General features: G+C 41.0%; 20 protein-coding genes. 6 read left to right on the top strand and 14 right to left on the bottom strand.

Features of this window, described 5'->3' with window-relative positions; all coding sequences use genetic code 11:
- Nucleotides 1-12: 12 nt before the first annotated feature.
- The 13 genes from VCASEI_RS13100 to flgB all read right to left on the bottom strand — a co-directional run bounded on the left by VCASEI_RS13100 (nucleotide 13) and on the right by flgB (nucleotide 10,363).
- Entirely contained in the window at nucleotides 13-345 is a 333-nt protein-coding gene (locus VCASEI_RS13100; RefSeq protein WP_086959964.1) for a flagellar hook-basal body complex protein FliE, read from the bottom strand.
- Nucleotides 346-368: 23 nt separating this feature from the next.
- On the bottom strand, nucleotides 369-1,220 hold the full coding sequence (locus tag VCASEI_RS13095; RefSeq protein ID WP_086959965.1) for an OmpA family protein: 852 nt from the start codon (nucleotides 1,218-1,220) through the stop codon (nucleotides 369-371).
- Nucleotides 1,221-1,233: 13 nt separating this feature from the next.
- A complete protein-coding gene (locus VCASEI_RS13090; protein WP_086959966.1) occupies nucleotides 1,234-2,118 on the bottom strand; it encodes a flagellin N-terminal helical domain-containing protein in 885 nt (294 codons plus the stop codon).
- A gap of 11 nt (nucleotides 2,119-2,129) precedes the next feature.
- Nucleotides 2,130-3,503, bottom strand: coding sequence for a flagellar hook-associated protein FlgK (gene flgK / locus VCASEI_RS13085; protein ID WP_086959967.1), 1,374 nt, complete (start codon nucleotides 3,501-3,503; stop codon nucleotides 2,130-2,132).
- 13 nt (nucleotides 3,504-3,516) lie between these two features.
- The gene (locus tag VCASEI_RS13080) at nucleotides 3,517-4,284 is read right to left on the bottom strand and encodes a rod-binding protein (protein WP_086959968.1); all 768 of its coding nucleotides are present in this window, start codon (nucleotides 4,282-4,284) and stop codon (nucleotides 3,517-3,519) included.
- On the bottom strand, nucleotides 4,284-5,420 hold the full coding sequence (locus VCASEI_RS13075) for a flagellar basal body P-ring protein FlgI (RefSeq protein WP_086959969.1): 1,137 nt from the start codon (nucleotides 5,418-5,420) through the stop codon (nucleotides 4,284-4,286). The genes VCASEI_RS13080 and VCASEI_RS13075 overlap by 1 nt, the downstream gene beginning before the upstream one ends.
- Nucleotides 5,405-6,079: a flagellar basal body L-ring protein FlgH gene (gene flgH / locus VCASEI_RS13070; RefSeq protein ID WP_086959970.1), complete on the bottom strand. Its 675-nt coding sequence runs from the start codon at nucleotides 6,077-6,079 to the stop codon at nucleotides 5,405-5,407. The genes VCASEI_RS13075 and flgH overlap by 16 nt, the downstream gene beginning before the upstream one ends.
- A gap of 105 nt (nucleotides 6,080-6,184) precedes the next feature.
- Complete coding sequence (gene flgG, locus VCASEI_RS13065) at nucleotides 6,185-6,970, bottom strand: flagellar basal-body rod protein FlgG (RefSeq protein ID WP_086959971.1); 786 nt, start codon at nucleotides 6,968-6,970, stop codon at nucleotides 6,185-6,187.
- Nucleotides 6,971-6,979: 9 nt separating this feature from the next.
- Nucleotides 6,980-7,708, bottom strand: coding sequence for a flagellar basal body rod protein FlgF (locus VCASEI_RS13060; RefSeq protein ID WP_089110705.1), 729 nt, complete (start codon nucleotides 7,706-7,708; stop codon nucleotides 6,980-6,982).
- 8 nt (nucleotides 7,709-7,716) lie between these two features.
- Complete coding sequence (gene flgE / locus VCASEI_RS13055; protein ID WP_086959973.1) at nucleotides 7,717-8,916, bottom strand: flagellar hook protein FlgE; 1,200 nt, start codon at nucleotides 8,914-8,916, stop codon at nucleotides 7,717-7,719.
- 12 nt (nucleotides 8,917-8,928) lie between these two features.
- Nucleotides 8,929-9,597 (bottom strand): flagellar hook capping FlgD N-terminal domain-containing protein, encoded by a 669-nt coding sequence (locus VCASEI_RS13050; RefSeq protein WP_089110706.1) that lies wholly within the window; start codon nucleotides 9,595-9,597, stop codon nucleotides 8,929-8,931.
- 2 nt (nucleotides 9,598-9,599) lie between these two features.
- Entirely contained in the window at nucleotides 9,600-10,025 is a 426-nt protein-coding gene (gene flgC, locus VCASEI_RS13045) for a flagellar basal body rod protein FlgC (RefSeq protein ID WP_086959975.1), read from the bottom strand.
- A gap of 23 nt (nucleotides 10,026-10,048) precedes the next feature.
- A complete protein-coding gene (flgB, locus tag VCASEI_RS13040) occupies nucleotides 10,049-10,363 on the bottom strand; it encodes a flagellar basal body rod protein FlgB (RefSeq protein WP_086959976.1) in 315 nt (104 codons plus the stop codon).
- Between the two features lie 302 nt (nucleotides 10,364-10,665).
- Between flgB and VCASEI_RS13035 the strand changes: the two genes are divergently transcribed.
- Genes VCASEI_RS13035 through flhB form a run of 6 tightly spaced genes read left to right on the top strand, consistent with a single transcriptional unit; the run spans nucleotide 10,666 to nucleotide 14,807 of the window.
- A complete protein-coding gene (locus VCASEI_RS13035; RefSeq protein ID WP_086959977.1) occupies nucleotides 10,666-11,475 on the top strand; it encodes a hypothetical protein in 810 nt (269 codons plus the stop codon).
- 7 nt (nucleotides 11,476-11,482) lie between these two features.
- Nucleotides 11,483-11,899 (top strand): FliM/FliN family flagellar motor switch protein, encoded by a 417-nt coding sequence (locus VCASEI_RS13030; RefSeq protein ID WP_086959978.1) that lies wholly within the window; start codon nucleotides 11,483-11,485, stop codon nucleotides 11,897-11,899.
- Between the two features lie 7 nt (nucleotides 11,900-11,906).
- Nucleotides 11,907-12,647 (top strand): flagellar type III secretion system pore protein FliP, encoded by a 741-nt coding sequence (gene fliP, locus VCASEI_RS13025; protein ID WP_086959979.1) that lies wholly within the window; start codon nucleotides 11,907-11,909, stop codon nucleotides 12,645-12,647.
- 1 nt (nucleotide 12,648) lies between these two features.
- Nucleotides 12,649-12,918 (top strand): flagellar biosynthesis protein FliQ, encoded by a 270-nt coding sequence (fliQ, locus tag VCASEI_RS13020; RefSeq protein WP_086959980.1) that lies wholly within the window; start codon nucleotides 12,649-12,651, stop codon nucleotides 12,916-12,918.
- Entirely contained in the window at nucleotides 12,919-13,695 is a 777-nt protein-coding gene (gene fliR / locus VCASEI_RS13015; RefSeq protein ID WP_089110707.1) for a flagellar biosynthetic protein FliR, read from the top strand. It abuts the gene before it with no gap.
- Nucleotides 13,692-14,807: a flagellar biosynthesis protein FlhB gene (gene flhB, locus VCASEI_RS13010; RefSeq protein WP_089110708.1), complete on the top strand. Its 1,116-nt coding sequence runs from the start codon at nucleotides 13,692-13,694 to the stop codon at nucleotides 14,805-14,807. Before fliR ends, flhB begins: the two co-directional genes overlap by 4 nt.
- 46 nt (nucleotides 14,808-14,853) lie before the next feature.
- On the opposite strand, the gene VCASEI_RS13005 is transcribed toward flhB, so the two are convergent.
- Nucleotides 14,854-16,470 carry a peptide ABC transporter substrate-binding protein gene (locus VCASEI_RS13005; RefSeq protein ID WP_086959983.1) on the bottom strand — a complete coding sequence of 539 codons (1,617 nt, stop codon included), beginning with the start codon at nucleotides 16,468-16,470 and terminating at the stop codon, nucleotides 14,854-14,856.
- Nucleotides 16,471-16,654: the final 184 nt, after the last annotated feature.

The following is a 16,654-nucleotide window of genomic DNA, read 5'->3' as shown; positions in this document are numbered from 1 at the left end:
TGAATTCCTTAATTACACCGGCATTTTAAAAATATCATTGAAGTTACTGACCATCTTATTTCTCACTTGCATCAGCATATCAAAGGACAACGAGGCTTTTTGATTGGCAATGGTCGCACCGATCAAATCATCACTTTGACCAAGCTCTACCGCTGTCACTTTCGTTGACGCGGCTTCTTGTAAGTTATTTACAGAAGAGAGAACCGAAGAAAGGCCGTTAGAAATATTCAAATAATTTGGGGTTACACCATTCGAACGAAACTCATCATTATTAAGAATAACTTTATAGTTATCTATTTTATTAATGATAGAATTTTCCAAAGTACCAATTGTATTAATTTCCATTTACATCCCGATATAAATTATCATTACTGCTTTTTAATGAGCCTAATTTCAACTCTTCTATTTTGATCTCTGCCATCTTGAGTGGCATTTGAACGTAACGGATTACGTGGACCTTGGCCGGTTATCCTTATCATGTCTTTTTTAACACCATTGAGCACCATCGCATAAGCCACTTCTGATGCTCGTTTTTTGGAAAGTTTAATGTTGGCAATTTCGCTACCGATATTATCAGTATAACCATCAATGTAAACCTTGCTAATATCAGAATCCTTATTAATTAAATCACTTATATTATAAATCGATTTTAATTGAGTATAGGATAGCTTTATTTGTCCATTTGAAAAAGTAATAGCCGTAGAATGTGCATCATCAAATCCAACTAAAGGCAATGTCGCAACGCATTGATCAAATTCGACACTCTTTGCTTGAACTCCTGTTGAGGGAAAAGTAAGTGTTTGAGAGGGTGCTTGCCCTTTGTACGTGATCCACCAGCCTGATTTAAAAGCTTGATAAAAACGACCAGAGCTCGTCATGGTCATTAGCTGATCGCTTTCAGCTTGAGTCGGCACCGACATTAATAAAGCTTGATCGGCGGTTCGCTGCCGATGTGACCAAATGGCATTATCTAGGCTCACATTCACTTGAGCCCCCATACTGACTACACTGCGACCCATTAAGATCATATTCAATGCGCTCCCTGCACGCTGCTCAAAGCGTAATGTGTATCCTTTACCATTATGCTGGGCGCTCATCGAACAATAATCTGATTTTTGTTTTACTTCCCACTTCACTTCATCAAATGGAATGGTAACCGCTTGCACGTCTACCGCCACGATTAAAGCCGCCACGACAACAACATGTTTGAGCTTATTCATGAACCTCTTGCCTTTACAATAAATTAAATAACGAATTACTTTGGATCATGGTGAATGCTTTTTGTGTGGTTTGAAGTGCCACTAAGTGTTGATTTAAACGTACATTGGCATCGGCAACATCCAGGGCGGTAAGGTTATCTTTCATCGCTTGGGTAAAAGTACTGACATCTTTATTGGTGCCTAAAATTCGCTCTACACTGCTGTACTGACTGCCAATATTAGCAATGCCTTTTTGCAAACTATTAATGGCGTCTTGGTTACTGTTTATGGCCGTATCTAATGTATTCACGAAGTCGGGAGATTCACTTTCTAGCTCGCCAATGGCTTTGGTTAAATCATTTAAAAAATTCACATTGCCCAACGCATCTTCAACGGTAAAGTTGCTAATGACGCTTTGACCTTCCCCAATGGTGGACTCTCGCTGTAGGTTATTCGCTGTCATGGTGTATTCGGTTCCTGCCGTAATAGCGGGTTTATCAACCGCAGTTCCCGAAAAAATATACGATCCATTATCTTGTTTATTGAGAATGTTCACCATTTCTTCTTGTAACGATTTCAGCTCACTGACCACGCCTAAACGGCTATCATCATCCAAGGTGCCATTCTTGCCCGTTAAAAGTAATTCATTGATTTCATTGCCAATATCATGCATTGAATTCATGTAAGTTTCATAGCGTTGATAATTAGACATCACGCTTTGGGCATTACTTTGATATTTCTCATTCAGGCTTAGATGCTTATTCAGATTCTCCACTTTCATGGAAGCTAAAGGGTCATCAGAAAAATGGTTGATTCTTAAGTTTGAGCCTAATTGCTCCGTCACTTTGTTCAATTTAATGCTGTTATCCATGAAGCTTTGAGAAATCATAGAGGTGTAGCTAGAATCTGAAACTCGCATGATGAATCCTCTTAAAATGCGTTAAGTACGGTATCGAACATATCTTTTGCAGTGGAGATGACTTTCATATTGGCGGAATAAGCATTCATGTATTGCATCAAATTCACGGCTTCTTCATCCGAATTCACACCACTTAAATTACTTCTGGCGGCTTTCGCTTCATTTTGATTATTGATTGACGTGGTGTAACGACTTTCTGAAAGCTTGGCATTAAGCCCAACATCGCCAATGAGTTGCGAGTAAGCGTCAAATAAAGTGCTGCTTTGACCTCCAATCGAAATCGGTTCATTGGCAAGCGCAGAAATATGAGTCGCAATATCACCATTACCAATATTACCATCCGAAGACAGCCCTAGTTCTTCACCTAATAAATCGGTCACACTTAAGCTTCCAGCCGGATTATTGGCATCAAATTCAAACAATGGTTTTCCCGCATTTCCGTTTAAATCCGTACCGGTGGCGAGTAATTCATTCACCTTGTTCGCAAACGACTCAGCAATATTATTCATCGATTCAATGTTGGGAAGAATATCACCTTGAATGAGATCGTTAATCGAGCCCAATTGCCCACCTAGATCATTAGATAACGTGCTGGTCATACCCATAAATTCAGCGCTAATACTGGTGCCTAATGCACTGGTTTTATCCGATGTGTCAGTCAAGGTGGCGTAATGATCATTTTGAACCAGTGGTGAACCAGACGAACTGGAAAGCTCAACGGTACCATTTGAATTGCGTAAGACATTCACCTGCATTTTTTCAGATAAAGTATTTAATTGAGTGTCTAATGCATCTTGTAACGCGGCAATATTGCCACCTGACGATGAGGTTTCTAGAATTTTTTTATTTAAATTCGCTATCGAGGCAAGGTCACTATTGGTTTGAGTAATAATGGTGGAATGTTGCCCATACAGGCCGGTTTGTTGATCATTCAACTGGCTGATAATTTGGTTAAAACGCCCAGATATATCACTAGCAGAGTTCAAAATTTGGCTACGATACACGGGCGATTCTGGCGTTAAACTGGCTTCATCAAACGCCGAAAAAAAAGCCGATAAACCATCGGTGATATTTAACCCTTCCGTACCAAAGGTATTCTCAACCCCAGCCATTCCGTAATAATACGTTTCACTGTATGACTTTTCTTGCCCTGAAATTCTGACTCTTTCAACCAAAGCCGCATCGGTTACTCGGCGAATAGAATCCACGCCTACTCCACTGCCTAACGAAAAGCTCCCCACATTGACACCATTAATACGTGCAGACATATCAGTCACTTGGCGAGTGTAGTTTTCATTATTCACATTAGCGGTGTTATTTGCCGTTACATTCATGGCAACTCTATTGGCTAAAGCACCAGATAAACCGATGTTAATCATTGACATAACTGGTTCCTACCTATTGATTTTTGGATAATTGTTTATAGAGCATGTCTGCCAGCCCTATTCCGCCATTATTGGTCATACTGATCGCCATTTTGTTATCTAGCATGTCTTGAAATGGATCATCTTTTTTGATTTGTGATAACGGGTTATCTTGATCGGCAATGGCGGCGGTCGCCGTTCTCATGCCTTTTAGCATCTGTTGAACAAATAACGCTTCAAACTGTGCCGAAGCTTGACGCAAACTGGCATTGTTATCGCCGGAATACTTCAATGAATTCATATCTTTAGTATCAATATAAAATTCACCTTTATTCATTGAATGGGTTGATGCTGGCCTATTCGCGGTATACAGATTTAATGTGGATTGTGTATTGGGCGTCACTTGATCGCGGTTCTCCGGTTGAGAAACTTTTGCCACAATTTGCAAATTCTTTAGGCCACTCTCGTTGTGTAAATCAAACGCAGGTACTGGCGGCGCGGGCATAGAAAAGGCGGGAAACGCTTGTCGCTTAGCTTGTTCGCTGAGCTGAGTTATATGCGCAGGCGTGCTCTTTAGACCAAACATTTCAAGCGAGAGATCCATATTCAACATTGCGGAAGGCGAAGCATAGTTTGAAGCAAGCTTTCCATCCGTCGTATTTGCCAAGCCATCCATAGTATTCGCCAAGGTCGAGGTAAAAGATGGCGACTCGATATGCGATTGATTATTCACGGTCACTTGTGTAAAAGCGCGCGTTTCACTTGGTTGAATGATATTGAAGATTGGGTTAATCATTGACATTAGATCACCACCAATTCGCCGCTTAACGCGCCCACTTCATCCAGCGCTTGTAAAATGCTCATCAACTCGTCGGGGGTTGCACCAACACGATTAATAGCATCAACCACTTCTTGAAGGTTGGTGCCAGCCGGCCAGATCATAGTATTTGAGGTTTTTTGATCAATGTTCAACTTGGAATCTTGAATCACTTCAGTGTTTCCAGCCTGATTAAAACCACCAATATTATTCGGCTGAGAAACGTATTGATCCTCTTGAATCGTTACCGTAATCCCACCTTGAGAAACCGCCGCTTCAGACACCGTTACATTGGAGCTCATCACTATCGTGCCGGTGCGTGAGTTTAGAATGATCCTCGGTGCTTCTTTGCCCTCATCAATATCTAAAACTTCCACCATACTCATGAACATAACGCGATCTTCGGTATCTTTTGGACCACTGACCTGCACTTCGCCTTTACTCATTGCTTTTGCAACACCATCACCAAACGTACTATTGATCGACTTAGAGATATTCAACGCCGTTTTGTAATTAGGCTTTTTAAGTTGCAGCTTGATAACGTGATCAGAATTGACTTCTTGATACACCTCGCGCTCTAACGTTGCCCCATTCGGGATCCGCCCAGCGGTGGGGGTATTTTGCGTAATGCTGGATCCATCCGCACCGGTGTAATTGTAACCACCAACAATCACGTTACCTTGTGCGACCGCATAAACATTGCCATCGACACCTTTCAACTGCGTAAGTAACAATGTGCCGCCACGTAAACTTTTAGCATCACCTAACGAAGCAACCGTAACATCCAGCGTCTGTCCCGTTCCTGCATGTGAGTTCACGGTGGCAATCACGCTCACTGCTGCGACATTTTTCAATTTTGGGTTGGATTTCTCGCCCAGTTGTACCCCAAATTGTTCCACCATGTTACGCACAGATTGTGAGGTAAATTTCACTTGGCTTTTATCACCAGAACCATCCAACCCCACCACCAAACCATAACCAATTAATTGGTTGGTACGGTCACCATAAACATTGGTAATATCGCGAATAGGCGCGGCCTGAACGTTCAATACCAAGGCCATAACAAGCCATAAGGTATATCGACGAATGTGATTAAATAAGGTCATCAGAACGGGAACCATGGGCTGTTGAACATTTGAGTAAGCCAGCCAGACTTATTACTGTCGGCAAATGCGCCGCGACCAGCATAAGTAATGCGGGCATCAGCAATACGTTGGCTACTGAGCATATTATTAGAATCAATATCTTCCACTCGGACATTACCGGTTAAACGAATAAACTCATCACCATTATTTAACTTAAGCCATTTCTCACCACGAACTCGCAGCACCCCATTGGGCAATACGTCATACACGGTGACAGTGATCGATCCACTTAAACTATTGCCCTGTTTGGCATTCGCGCTGCCATTAAAATCACGTGAAGCATTCGCATCGGCCGTAAATTTATCAATGGTATTCGCCCCAAAAGTCGGCGCAGCGATGGACAACGAGGAATCTTTCCCATACTTAGTCGAAGCGTTTTTATCACTGCTGGTCTTTTCATCTAAAACCACGGTGAGGATATCGCCAATTTTATAGGCTCGACGGTCTTGAAATAACGTCATGGAAGAAGACCCAGTATAAAGGCTTCCTTGGGAGACTCTTTCCACTTCATAATTTAATTCTGGTGGGGCATAAGCCGCATCGTCCGGTTGTGGCGGAATAAATTCATCACCACGCCCCGCACAGCCGGTTAATACCCCGACAAAAAGAATGATTAAGAATTGATATGTCTTCACAATTTTTCTTCCAGTCACCGTTTTCACTCACTAGGTTGGTTATGCGTGGGTTGTTGCTCAGGTTTCTATATGGCTTAAGCGCTTATTACCTTACCTTTAGGCCGATTACGCTTGCTGTGCGATGTATTGCAGCATTTCATCTGACGCGCTCAACACCTTGGCATTCATTTCATAGCCACGTTGGGTTTGAATCATTTCAACCATGCTTTCAACCACTTGCACATTACTACCTTCCAATGCACCTTGCTTAATTACCCCCACGCCTTCTTCACCAGGAATCAACTCTAACGCTTCACCAGAGGCATCGGTTTCCGCCAATAAGTTGCCACCTAATGCCGAAAGCCCTGCTGGGTTCATAAACTTAACGAGGGTTAACTGACCTAGGTTTTCACCGTCGACTTGCCCTGCAACCGTGGCGGTGACCATGCCATCTTCACTAATCGACACTAATGTTGCGTTATCTGGCACCGTGATTTCAGGCTGAATAATGTAGCCTTGGTTATTCACTAAGTTACCATCTGAGTTCACTTGCATTTGACCATTACGGGTGTAAAGCATTTCACCGTCTGGCCCTGCAACTTGAAAGAATCCATCACCAAGAATAGCTAAATCGTATTGTTGATCCGTGTTATTAATACTGCCTTGTGTAAACACTTTTTGAGTACCTGAAATACGAACCCCATTACCAAGTTGCATACCCGTTGGGTGTTGATTCAAATCGGCCGTTTCGGTTCCCGCTTGTTTTTCAATCGAATAAAAAAGAGACTCAAAAACCACGGTGTCTTTTTTAAAACCCACCGTATTCACGTTCGCTAAGTTATTTGAAATAGCGGTCATTTTTGCATCTTGAGCCGCCATGCCCGTCTTTGCTATTGAAAGTGCGTTATGCATAATGATTCCTTAACCTTGAATGATTTTATTGCCAATTTTGGAGATTTCATTCGCCGCTGCCATGACTTTAACTTGCATTTCATACTGGCGACTCAGCGACAAAATACTGACGAGCTCATCCGTACCGGACACATTGCTGGATTCTAAAAAGCCAGTTTTTATTGTGACATCTTCCGCCATTGGCAAGTTTTGCCCTGTCGTTGATACAAATTGACCACTGCGATCCAACGTCATGGTTTTCACATCAGGGTTAACCAATTTAAGTTGATCAACACCTAATGATGCACCGCCACCTACCGGAATAATGCTCACAAAACCGTCATCTGAAATCTGTACTTTTTGGTTTTCAGGCACTTGAATTGGCCCGTTTTCTCCCACTACAGCAAAAGGTCCACGCATCAGGTTGCCAGCAGAATCTAAATGAAAATCGCCGGCTCTGGTGTAGATCTCTTTGCCATCCTCGCCTTCAAGGGTGAAAAATCCACTGCCCGTGATCACCACATCGAGATCACGTTGCGTATTCACATTGGTGCCTTCTTGAAAGTTATTGGTGGCAGAGTTTGTCCTCGTGGTAACCGAAGACTGAAACCCCGATCCTCCCACCGGTATCGGTGATGAATATTCCATAAGAGATTTAAAGCCCACCGTGTTGGTGTGAGCCAAGTTATTTGCTCTTACTTCTTGTGCGTACATAACGCGTTCCGCACCTTTAGCTGCGGTGAATAAAATAGGGTTCATTCAATTACCTACATAGCTTGGAATAAGGCTTGAGTTAACTGTGAATCGGTTGATATGGCCTTAGTATTGGCTTGGTAATTACGCTGAGCCGTCATCATGCTGACTAATGATTGAGTCAAATCCACATTCGATGCTTCCAACGCGCTCGAGGTAAGCTCGCCAAACTGGCTAGTCCCGGCCGTTCCGATGATAGGAACGCCAGAACCAAACGATTGAACCCAAGAAGTATTATTGGTTTGCTGCAACTCTGAAGGGGCGGCAAAGTTAGCCAATACGACTTGGCCTTGCAGTTGTGTCTGACCATTAGAATAGTTCGCATAAATGCTGCCATCGGATTCTACGCGCATATCCACATAGTCCCCAGAAGTGTAACCATCAGGGTTATTGGTCGACACAACAAAGTTATTACCAAATTGAGTCACACCATCAAGTTTCATGGCGATATTCAAATCATCAGCACCAGAAACGGGAGTACTTACAGTGTAAGTATTTCCTGTTGTTAACTTACCCGATTCATCAAAGTTCAATGTATTTGATTTCGTCATCGGCAACGTTGCATCACCATCCACCACAGCATACACGTCCCACTGATTATCCGAAGATTTCACAAAGTATTGCGTCACTGTATGTGGATTACCAAGTGAGTCATACGTCGGTGTCGTATAAGAATTGGTATAGGTTGCTGAATCCTTAGGATCAAAAGGCGTTACCACGCTATCAATCACTTCACTGCGTGCATCTAAATTCGCCACAAATTCAGCATTCGTGGTAGCCTTTGCTGCCTGTGATTGAGTGCTTATTTTAATCGGGCCAACCGTACCTTGTTGCAGGTTATTGTCGCCATCAACCGAGTAACCTTGCAATTTCGCATTAGAATTACTCACAATGTAACCGTTAGAATCCATGTTAAAAATGCCATTACGGGTATACGATGTTTGGCCTTTTCCATCTTCAACCACGAAAAAGCCTGAACCTGACAGCGCCATGTCTAAAGCCCGTCCCGTACCAGAAATTTGTCCATTGACTTCAAAGTTTTGTGAAATACCAACGACTTCAACACCGTTAGACTGACCACCGCTGTACACACTTGAAAATTCAGTACGGCTTTCTTTAAAACCGGTCGTACTCACGTTGGCGATGTTATTTGAAATGGTATTGAGCTCTTTACTCGAAGCATTCAAACCACTTAAAGAAATATTGAGAGACATTGAATTTATCCTTTATGAAAATGAGCTAATTTCGTAGTAAGGGACTTCCCCTACCCCTTGAACATTCAGTACTGTCGAACCCCCGTTAGACGGTATGATCACGCTGTTAATCTGACCATTCACAGTGGTAGTTGGTGAGTAACCTTGATCTTCATCGACATCCACTTTGATGCTGTAATCGCCTTTTAAACCCAGTTTTTCGGTGTCTAAACTGAAATCCACTTTCCCTTTTGCATTCGCACCCAATGAAATGGTTTGCTCCCCCCCTTTTGAATCGGTAATCACCAAATTCACAACATTGCTATTCGCAGACAAATCAATGGAACCATTGATCACAGATTCACCGTCAGCTTGAATAGAATCGGTGCGCACAGACACATTTTGATCAACCAATGTTGACGTGCTCAGCACTTGCAAATTATCTAGAAGGACTTGGTTCGTTTGGGTTAACTTAACCAGATTTTCGCTGCTTTCGACTTGGGAGAATTGCGCTAACTGAGAAACAAATTCGGTTCCATCTTGAGGTTCAAGTGGGTTTTGATTATTAATTTGGGCAACCATCAAGGTTAGAAATTGATTTTGAAGTGAGCTGGCGCTGTTGTCTTCTTGTGCGCTCACTCCCGTTGAAGCCGATTGAATATTAGCTAAAGTATCTGCACCAGCAACGGTCGGTGTGATCATAATTAAATATCCCAGATTTGTAGTAAAGATTGTTGCATCGATTTAACCGATCCAAAGACCGAAGCGCTGGCTTCAAAGCTACGAGTGGCCGACATCATATCCGCCATTTCTGAGACAGGATTAATGCCCGAGTAATAGACCATGCCATCTTTGCCCGCTAAAGGGTTATGAGGTTCGTATTTCGATTCCATTTGAGAATCGACGGAAATAACATCCGCTATTTTCACTGGAACAATCCCTTGCGCATTGCCATCAGCAGAATATTGGTTATAGACAGCCGAAAAAACCGGTTTTAATTGCTTATAAACTTCATTTGGATTGCCTGAAACTGAGTCAGCATTAGCTAAGTTACTTGATATCGTATTTAAACGAATCGTTTGTGCACTCATCGCTGAACCAGCGGTTTCATATATTCCTGAAAATGACATTCATTCCCCTCTTAATCTGCGGCTTAACGACCATCGATGGCTTTTTTAAGCCCACTAATTCTTGATTTAAGAAATTGAAGACTTTGTTGATACTGCATTGAGTTTTCAGAAAAAACCGCTTGTTCATGTTGAAGTTCCACGGTATTTCCATCTCTTGAGCGTTGGGTCGGTATCCGATAAAGCGTTTGCGTTTCTAATTGAGGCTGCTTACTTTCATCTGATATTGAATTCATTACCGTACTAAAAGAAAGATCTCTTGCCTTGTAATTAGGGGTATCTACATTGGCTATATTAGAAGCGAGAACCTGTGTTCTTTCGGCTCTATATGCCAGCATCATTGGTGTAACACCTAGCACTTCATCTAAATTTATCACAAAACCACCAACGCTACTTTTAAAAAATTAAGTTTAATTAATAACATTAAATAACTATTAATAGAATTAATTTTCATTATATTATGTAACCATAGTGACAATAAAATCAAATGCTAAAAAATTTATTATTTGATACTATAAATAAGTAATAAAAGTTTTCATCAAATAAAAAGTAAGATGGGTAAACAAATTTATCCTGTAGAAAGGTCCCATAAGTCACATTCGAAAGGCTATTGATACCAAGAGAAAAATAAGGCGAATAAGTCATGCGAGAAGTGAAACTCATTGAGTTTGGAGACACTAGTACTGTTACTAGAAGAGTGTTAACCGAACTTCTTCTAAAGCATTTTCAACACCATCGTGCCACTATTGCTCAGCTTTATCAGCTTAACCAGGAGGATATAAAACTGGTCGCCAGCGAATCTCATTACGATGCTGATTACTGTGTTTCCATGCAAGAATTAGGGTTGGGAATTATCCAAATACAGGTTAATTCCGAATCATTAAATTCAATTTTCTCAAAATTTATTGGAAACACTACTTCCATAAAAAAAGAGTTAATTGACAAAATAAAGCTGATTAACAAAAGAGAGTTAATAACCCAATCTCACACAAAGTTATTTGACAAAATATCCTCCGCTTTATTTCAGTCGTTAATGAGTAACGATGCAGAATTAACAAATAATAAATCAGATAAAAAAAGCAGTGAACCAGAATCAAAAATGACACTAAGTGCTTCATTTACCTTACATATTAATGAGACTCCATGTCATTTAAATATCAGCATTGATGACAATTACAGCGACTATTTATTAGAGGACTGTGGGTACACCAATAAGTTCTCAAGCGACCAAATTCATCGCCTAATAAAAAAAATAAATGTCGAAGCATCGGCGGTGCTATCCGAAAAATCCGCTACTTTACAATCTGTTAAAGAAATTAAAGTCGGTGACACTTTGCTGTTTACAAAGAAATCTTGGGTTTCACTGCAAGTCGACTCCGTAGAAATCAATAAAGCAAAAGTATCCACAGACGAAAACAACCTTTTATCACTTACACATTCAACAGAATACTAGGGTTAACATGACGACAGAAATTGAAAACACAGAATTAGATTTAGATGATTTAGACTCTGATTTGATCTCAGATTTAGACGATAGCTTGATCGACGACTTAGACTCTGAAGAATCGACATTGGGGAACGAATCGTTTGATGACTCTAGCCTGATTGAAAAGCACCTTACCGGACAACCAAAAGACGCCGCTTTAGGTCTTCTCAGTACTATCCCAGTCAAAATGACGGTTGAAGTGAGCCAGAAAAAATTACCAATTAATGATCTGATGGGCTTTGAACAAGGTCAAATTATCACTTTAGATAAAGGCTTAGGTGAACCTGTTGATATTCGCGTCAATGGTGTTTTATTTGCCTCTGGACAGATTATTGAATCCGATGGTAAGTACGCAGTGAAGATATTAAGCCTCGCAAACGACAGCCTATAGGTCAACAATGGTGAAGCTTCTTCTTTTATTAATACTGGCGTTTTCTTTTCCTACACTGGTCTTGGCAGATGACTCGCTAAACGTTTTATCCGTCAGCACTACCGATAGCGGCAGCGAGTATTCGGTTAAACTGCAAATACTGATACTAATGACGGCATTAAGCTTTATTCCTGCCTTTATCATTATGTGTACTTCTTTTACTCGCATTATTATTGTGTTGTCTATTTTAAGGCAAGCCATCGGCTTACAGCAGTCTCCGCCCAACCAGATATTAGTTGGATTGGCGTTGATTTTTACCATCTTAATTATGCGTCCTGTTTGGACGGATATTTATGATAATGCTTATCAACCCTACGCGAATGGTGAACAAACTCTACAACAAACCATGGCAATTGGAGAAAAGCCACTTCGAAAATACATGCTCGACCAAACTCAAGAAAAAACATTAGAGCAAGTCACCGCCATTGCTGGCCTTAAAATGGTGGATAAGCCAGACATTCCATTCCTCGTTTTACTGCCTGCTTATGTTCTCAGCGAACTTAAAGCGGCCTTTCAGATTGGACTGATGATTTATTTGCCTTTCATCGTCATTGATTTGGTGGTTGCCTCTGTATTGATGTCGATGGGAATGATGATGCTTTCACCACTTATTGTTTCGTTACCCTTTAAATTATTGTTATTTGTTCTCGTCGATGGCTGGGGAATGCTAATGGGTAGTTTGGCACAAAGCTTTTGGGTAGGAACATAATATGCCACCAGAAGCTGCGATCACTATTGTTGGGCAAGCCATTTATCTGGTGCTTATCATTGTTACTGCACTTATTGCTCCCAGCTTATTACTTGGCTTATTGGTCGCTATTTTCCAGGCGGTGACTCAAATTAATGAACAAACACTCAGCTTCCTGCCTAAATTGCTCGCGACCTTACTAACTATTATCATTTTTGGTCATTGGGTCATCATGGAGTTAACTACTTTTTTTAATTTGGTCTTTAACTCGATACCAACGGTGACGCAATAAATGGCGTTATCTTTTAGTGAAATTACGCAATTTCTTGGCCACGTATGGTGGCCTTTTATGCGTTTTACTGGTTTTTTCATGGTCGCCCCGATATTCAGCGACAAAGCGATACCTATGCAATTTAAGGTCATGCTGGCTTTTATTTTAGGCTTAATCTGCTCATCTTTATCAGGACACGTTCCCGCCTTTAATCCATTTTCATTTACGACCATTTTATTGAGCGGCTATCAAATTCTATTCGGCTGGGTTCTTGGCTATTGCGTCACGATTTTCATGGCAATATTCACTATGGCAGGGCAAGCGTTATCGATGCAAATGGGACTAGGTATGGCGATCATGAATGATCCATCCAATGGTGTTAATGAAGCGATTGTGGCAAAAATTTTCTCCATCACTTCCATCTTTTTATTTCTTTCTTTCGATGCGCACTTAGTCGTCATTACCGTAATGGCCGACAGTTTTACTTTCTGGCCTTTAAGCAGCCCGATTCCCGTTTCCGGCTTAGAGCATGTGTTAAAAATGATCACTTGGTTGTTCTCAAGCTCGCTAATTATTTCTATTCCCGCCATGGTGGTCATGCTAATTAGTAATACGGTTTTCGGATTTATGACCAAAGCCGCTCCTCAATTGAATATTTTTGCTCTGGGTTTCCCGCTGACCATGCTCTTAGGCTTAATTGCACTATCAATATCCATTAAAGGGGTCGGCGAAACCTACTTTGACTTAACCATGCAGTTAAAAAATCACCTTTATTACATCATGGGATTAAAGGTATGAGTTCTGAAAAAACAGAAAATGCCAGTGTTCAAAAGCTCAATAAAGCACGAAAAAAAGGCGATATACCCCGCGCCAAAGAATTCATCACCGCCATCGCTTTAATGTCTTGCATCCTCTATTACGCTGTCATTATTCCGACCATGTTTGAAACCATTAAAGAAATGTTCATTCACGCCTACAGCTTTAATCGCTCACAAATCGCTCAACCAAAATTACAAATAGAATTGGTTGGTTATGCCATGTATTTACTAATGATGCTATTCGTACCCCTGCTATTTATAAAATTTATTGTGGTGATTTTAGGCAGTACCATTTTGGGAGGCTTTTCCGTCAATGTTTCCAAACTTGCGCCTAAATTTAACAAGATCAATCCGGGAAGTGGTATTAAGCGCATTTTTTCAAAAAACACTCTGGTTGAGTTTTTGAAAAGTATTCTAAAAATCACCATCTTCTTTATGATTCTCTATTACACCATTACCAGCAATATTAATGTCATTAGCCCACTTGTCCGATCAACCTTAAACTCCGTGATGGCGGTGTCGGCAAGCATTATGATTACGCTAACGTTCATGCTAGTTGCCGTCATCGTGATCTTTGGACTAATCGATCTACCCTATCAAAAACTTCAATTTATGAAGCAAATGAAAATGAGCAAACAAGAGCTAAAAGATGAATACAAAGAATCGGAAGGCGATCCACAAACCAAGGGAAGAATGAAGCAAATTCAGATGCAAATGTCTAAGAATGCCGCCACAAAAACCGTTCCGACCGCCAATGTTATTTTAATGAATCCCACTCATTATGCGGTGGCATTAAAGTACGATTTAACGAAAGCGGAAGCCCCATTCTTAGTGGCAAAAGGGGAAGATGCCGTGGCGTTTTATATTAAAAGCATTGCAGATAAACACAATATTGAAGTGATCACTTCACCAGAGTTAACACGCTCCATTTTTTATACCACGAAAATAAACCAAATGGTGCCTAGCCAACTTTACTCTACCGTTGCCCAAGTTTTACATTATGTGAACCAACTCAAATCCTTTAAGAATGGAAATGGAATAAAACCGAACACGCTTCCTAACTTCTCAATCCCTGAGAAGTTAAGATTTTAATGATCGAATTCAATCCATTCATACCAATGGGTTTATTTTCAACCCATCACTTCGCTTTAAAATACAAATCTTTCGAGTAAATACGACCTTCAGCGTTATGCATTGGATAACCACCTAATTTAGGGTTAACCAAACGAGATTGCATGAAGTAATAAATGGGAGCAATTGGCATATCTTGCGCCAAAATCTGTTCCGCTTGATCGTAATACTGATTACGAGTTTGTAAATCAACGGCACTTTGCGCTTTTTCTAATGCTTCATCGTATTGTAGACTCGCGTAAGATGGGAAGTTTTTATCATTACCAGAAGTGAGCAAGCTCAAGAAAGTCGAAGCTTCATTGTAATCGCCACACCAAGAAGCACGCATAATGTCAAAATTACGTTGTTGACGCGCCGCTAAATATGACTTCCATTCTTGGTTATCCAGAGTGATATCCATGCCCAAATTCTTATGCAGCATTGATGCTATCGCCGTCGCAATGGCTTTATGGTTTTCACTGGTGTTGTACAACAATGTGGCTTTCAGTGGATTAGCATTATCATAACCTGCTGCTTTTAATAATTTCTTCGCTTCAACATCGCGTTGTTGTTGGGTCCACTTGCTGTATTCTGGTTGCGTCGCTTTAAAGTTAGCCACATCTTGATGGGCGAACGTATAAGCGGGAACATTCCCTTTGGTAATGCCATTTGAAATCACATCACGCATGATGGTGTAAGAAATGGCCTTACGAGCACGGGCGTCGTTAAAAGGCTTACGTTCGGTATTCAAGGCGTAGTAATAAGTACACAATAATGGCGTAATTTTGTAAGCCTCTGGGTGATCTTTTTTCAGCTTATCTACCATCGCAACGGGCACATCAGAAGTAATATCAACCTCTCCTGTTAAGTAACGATTCATGGCTGCAGTTTGGCTTTCAAATGGAATATAAGTCACCTTATTGATAACAGTATCGTTATTGTCCCAATAGTTTGGATTACGCACCATTTCCAAACGCTCATTGATCACCCAGTTTTGAAGTTTATACGCCCCATTCGACACCATATTTTCTGGCTTAGTCCAATTATCACCAAACTTTTTCACTGCTTTTTGGTTAATCGGCATCATCACAGTATGCGCTGTCATGGCTACAAAATACGGGACAGGTTTATCAAGTTGGAATTGCAGCGTATGCGCATCAATGGCTTTTACGCCAAGTGAATCAACCGGTTTTTTCCCATCAATAATGGCTTGTGCATTTTTAATACCCGTCAGTTTCAAATACCACGCATTAGGTGAAGCAAATTGTGGGGAAGCTGCTGTATGTAAGCTATATACAAAGTCTTGCGCGGTCACGGGATCACCATTCGACCATTTTGCGTCTTTACGCAAGTGGAAAGTGTAGGTTTGGTTATCTTTGGTTTCCCAACGCTCTGCCACGCCAGGTACAACGCTACCATCTTGGTTTTGAATCACTAACCCTTCAAACAAATCCCGCAAAATATGCATTTCGGGAATGCCTTCCGCTTTGAGTGGGTTCAAGGTAGGCGCTTCAGCATCATTGCCACGTACAAGTTCTTGTGTATCGGCTAATGTAACGCCAGCAGGCACCTCAGCAGCAAAAATGGATAATGGAAAAGAAGCCGTAAGCGCTAAAGTTAGGATTGAAAGAGGAGACTTAAACATGGTTCATCCTTGATTTAATAATAAATATCGCTTTAATTACTATAACGTTAACTTAACGTTCTACCCATTACTTCTTGTAAATTTGTTAACGTGACCCCTTTATCTGTGAGCTCGATTAAGTAATACTCGAGTCAATACAATCAAAACCTTCAAGTAAGAAGCGTATTTCAATGCCATCATTAAA

Origin of the sequence: Vibrio casei (assembly GCF_002218025.2) — a bacterium.
GTDB lineage: Bacteria > Pseudomonadota > Gammaproteobacteria > Enterobacterales > Vibrionaceae > Vibrio > Vibrio casei.
This window is presented reverse-complemented; position numbering and strand designations above follow the sequence as displayed.

Excerpts from the sequence above, each read along its gene's own strand:
- flgC (WP_086959975.1), bottom strand. The coding sequence starts at position 10,025 with ATGTCATTTTCAGGAATATATGAAACCGCTGGTTCAGCGATGAGTGCA.
- VCASEI_RS13030 (WP_086959978.1), top strand. The coding sequence starts at position 11,483 with ATGACGACAGAAATTGAAAACACAGAATTAGATTTAGATGATTTAGAC.
- VCASEI_RS13075 (WP_086959969.1), bottom strand. The coding sequence starts at position 5,420 with ATGGTTCCCGTTCTGATGACCTTATTTAATCACATTCGTCGATATACC.
- flgG (WP_086959971.1), bottom strand. The coding sequence starts at position 6,970 with ATGCATAACGCACTTTCAATAGCAAAGACGGGCATGGCGGCTCAAGAT.
- fliQ (WP_086959980.1), top strand. The coding sequence starts at position 12,649 with ATGCCACCAGAAGCTGCGATCACTATTGTTGGGCAAGCCATTTATCTG.
- VCASEI_RS13050 (WP_089110706.1), bottom strand. The coding sequence starts at position 9,597 with ATGATCACACCGACCGTTGCTGGTGCAGATACTTTAGCTAATATTCAA.
- fliP (WP_086959979.1), top strand. The coding sequence starts at position 11,907 with ATGGTGAAGCTTCTTCTTTTATTAATACTGGCGTTTTCTTTTCCTACA.
- flgB (WP_086959976.1), bottom strand. The coding sequence starts at position 10,363 with ATGATGCTGGCATATAGAGCCGAAAGAACACAGGTTCTCGCTTCTAAT.
- fliR (WP_089110707.1), top strand. The coding sequence starts at position 12,919 with ATGGCGTTATCTTTTAGTGAAATTACGCAATTTCTTGGCCACGTATGG.
- VCASEI_RS13005 (WP_086959983.1), bottom strand. The coding sequence starts at position 16,470 with ATGTTTAAGTCTCCTCTTTCAATCCTAACTTTAGCGCTTACGGCTTCT.
- VCASEI_RS13095 (WP_086959965.1), bottom strand. The coding sequence starts at position 1,220 with ATGAATAAGCTCAAACATGTTGTTGTCGTGGCGGCTTTAATCGTGGCG.
- VCASEI_RS13090 (WP_086959966.1), bottom strand. The coding sequence starts at position 2,118 with ATGCGAGTTTCAGATTCTAGCTACACCTCTATGATTTCTCAAAGCTTC.
- VCASEI_RS13060 (WP_089110705.1), bottom strand. The coding sequence starts at position 7,708 with ATGAACCCTATTTTATTCACCGCAGCTAAAGGTGCGGAACGCGTTATG.
- flhB (WP_089110708.1), top strand. The coding sequence starts at position 13,692 with ATGAGTTCTGAAAAAACAGAAAATGCCAGTGTTCAAAAGCTCAATAAA.
- VCASEI_RS13100 (WP_086959964.1), bottom strand. The coding sequence starts at position 345 with ATGGAAATTAATACAATTGGTACTTTGGAAAATTCTATCATTAATAAA.
- flgE (WP_086959973.1), bottom strand. The coding sequence starts at position 8,916 with ATGTCTCTCAATATTTCTTTAAGTGGTTTGAATGCTTCGAGTAAAGAG.
- flgK (WP_086959967.1), bottom strand. The coding sequence starts at position 3,503 with ATGTCAATGATTAACATCGGTTTATCTGGTGCTTTAGCCAATAGAGTT.
- VCASEI_RS13035 (WP_086959977.1), top strand. The coding sequence starts at position 10,666 with ATGCGAGAAGTGAAACTCATTGAGTTTGGAGACACTAGTACTGTTACT.
- VCASEI_RS13080 (WP_086959968.1), bottom strand. The coding sequence starts at position 4,284 with ATGTCAATGATTAACCCAATCTTCAATATCATTCAACCAAGTGAAACG.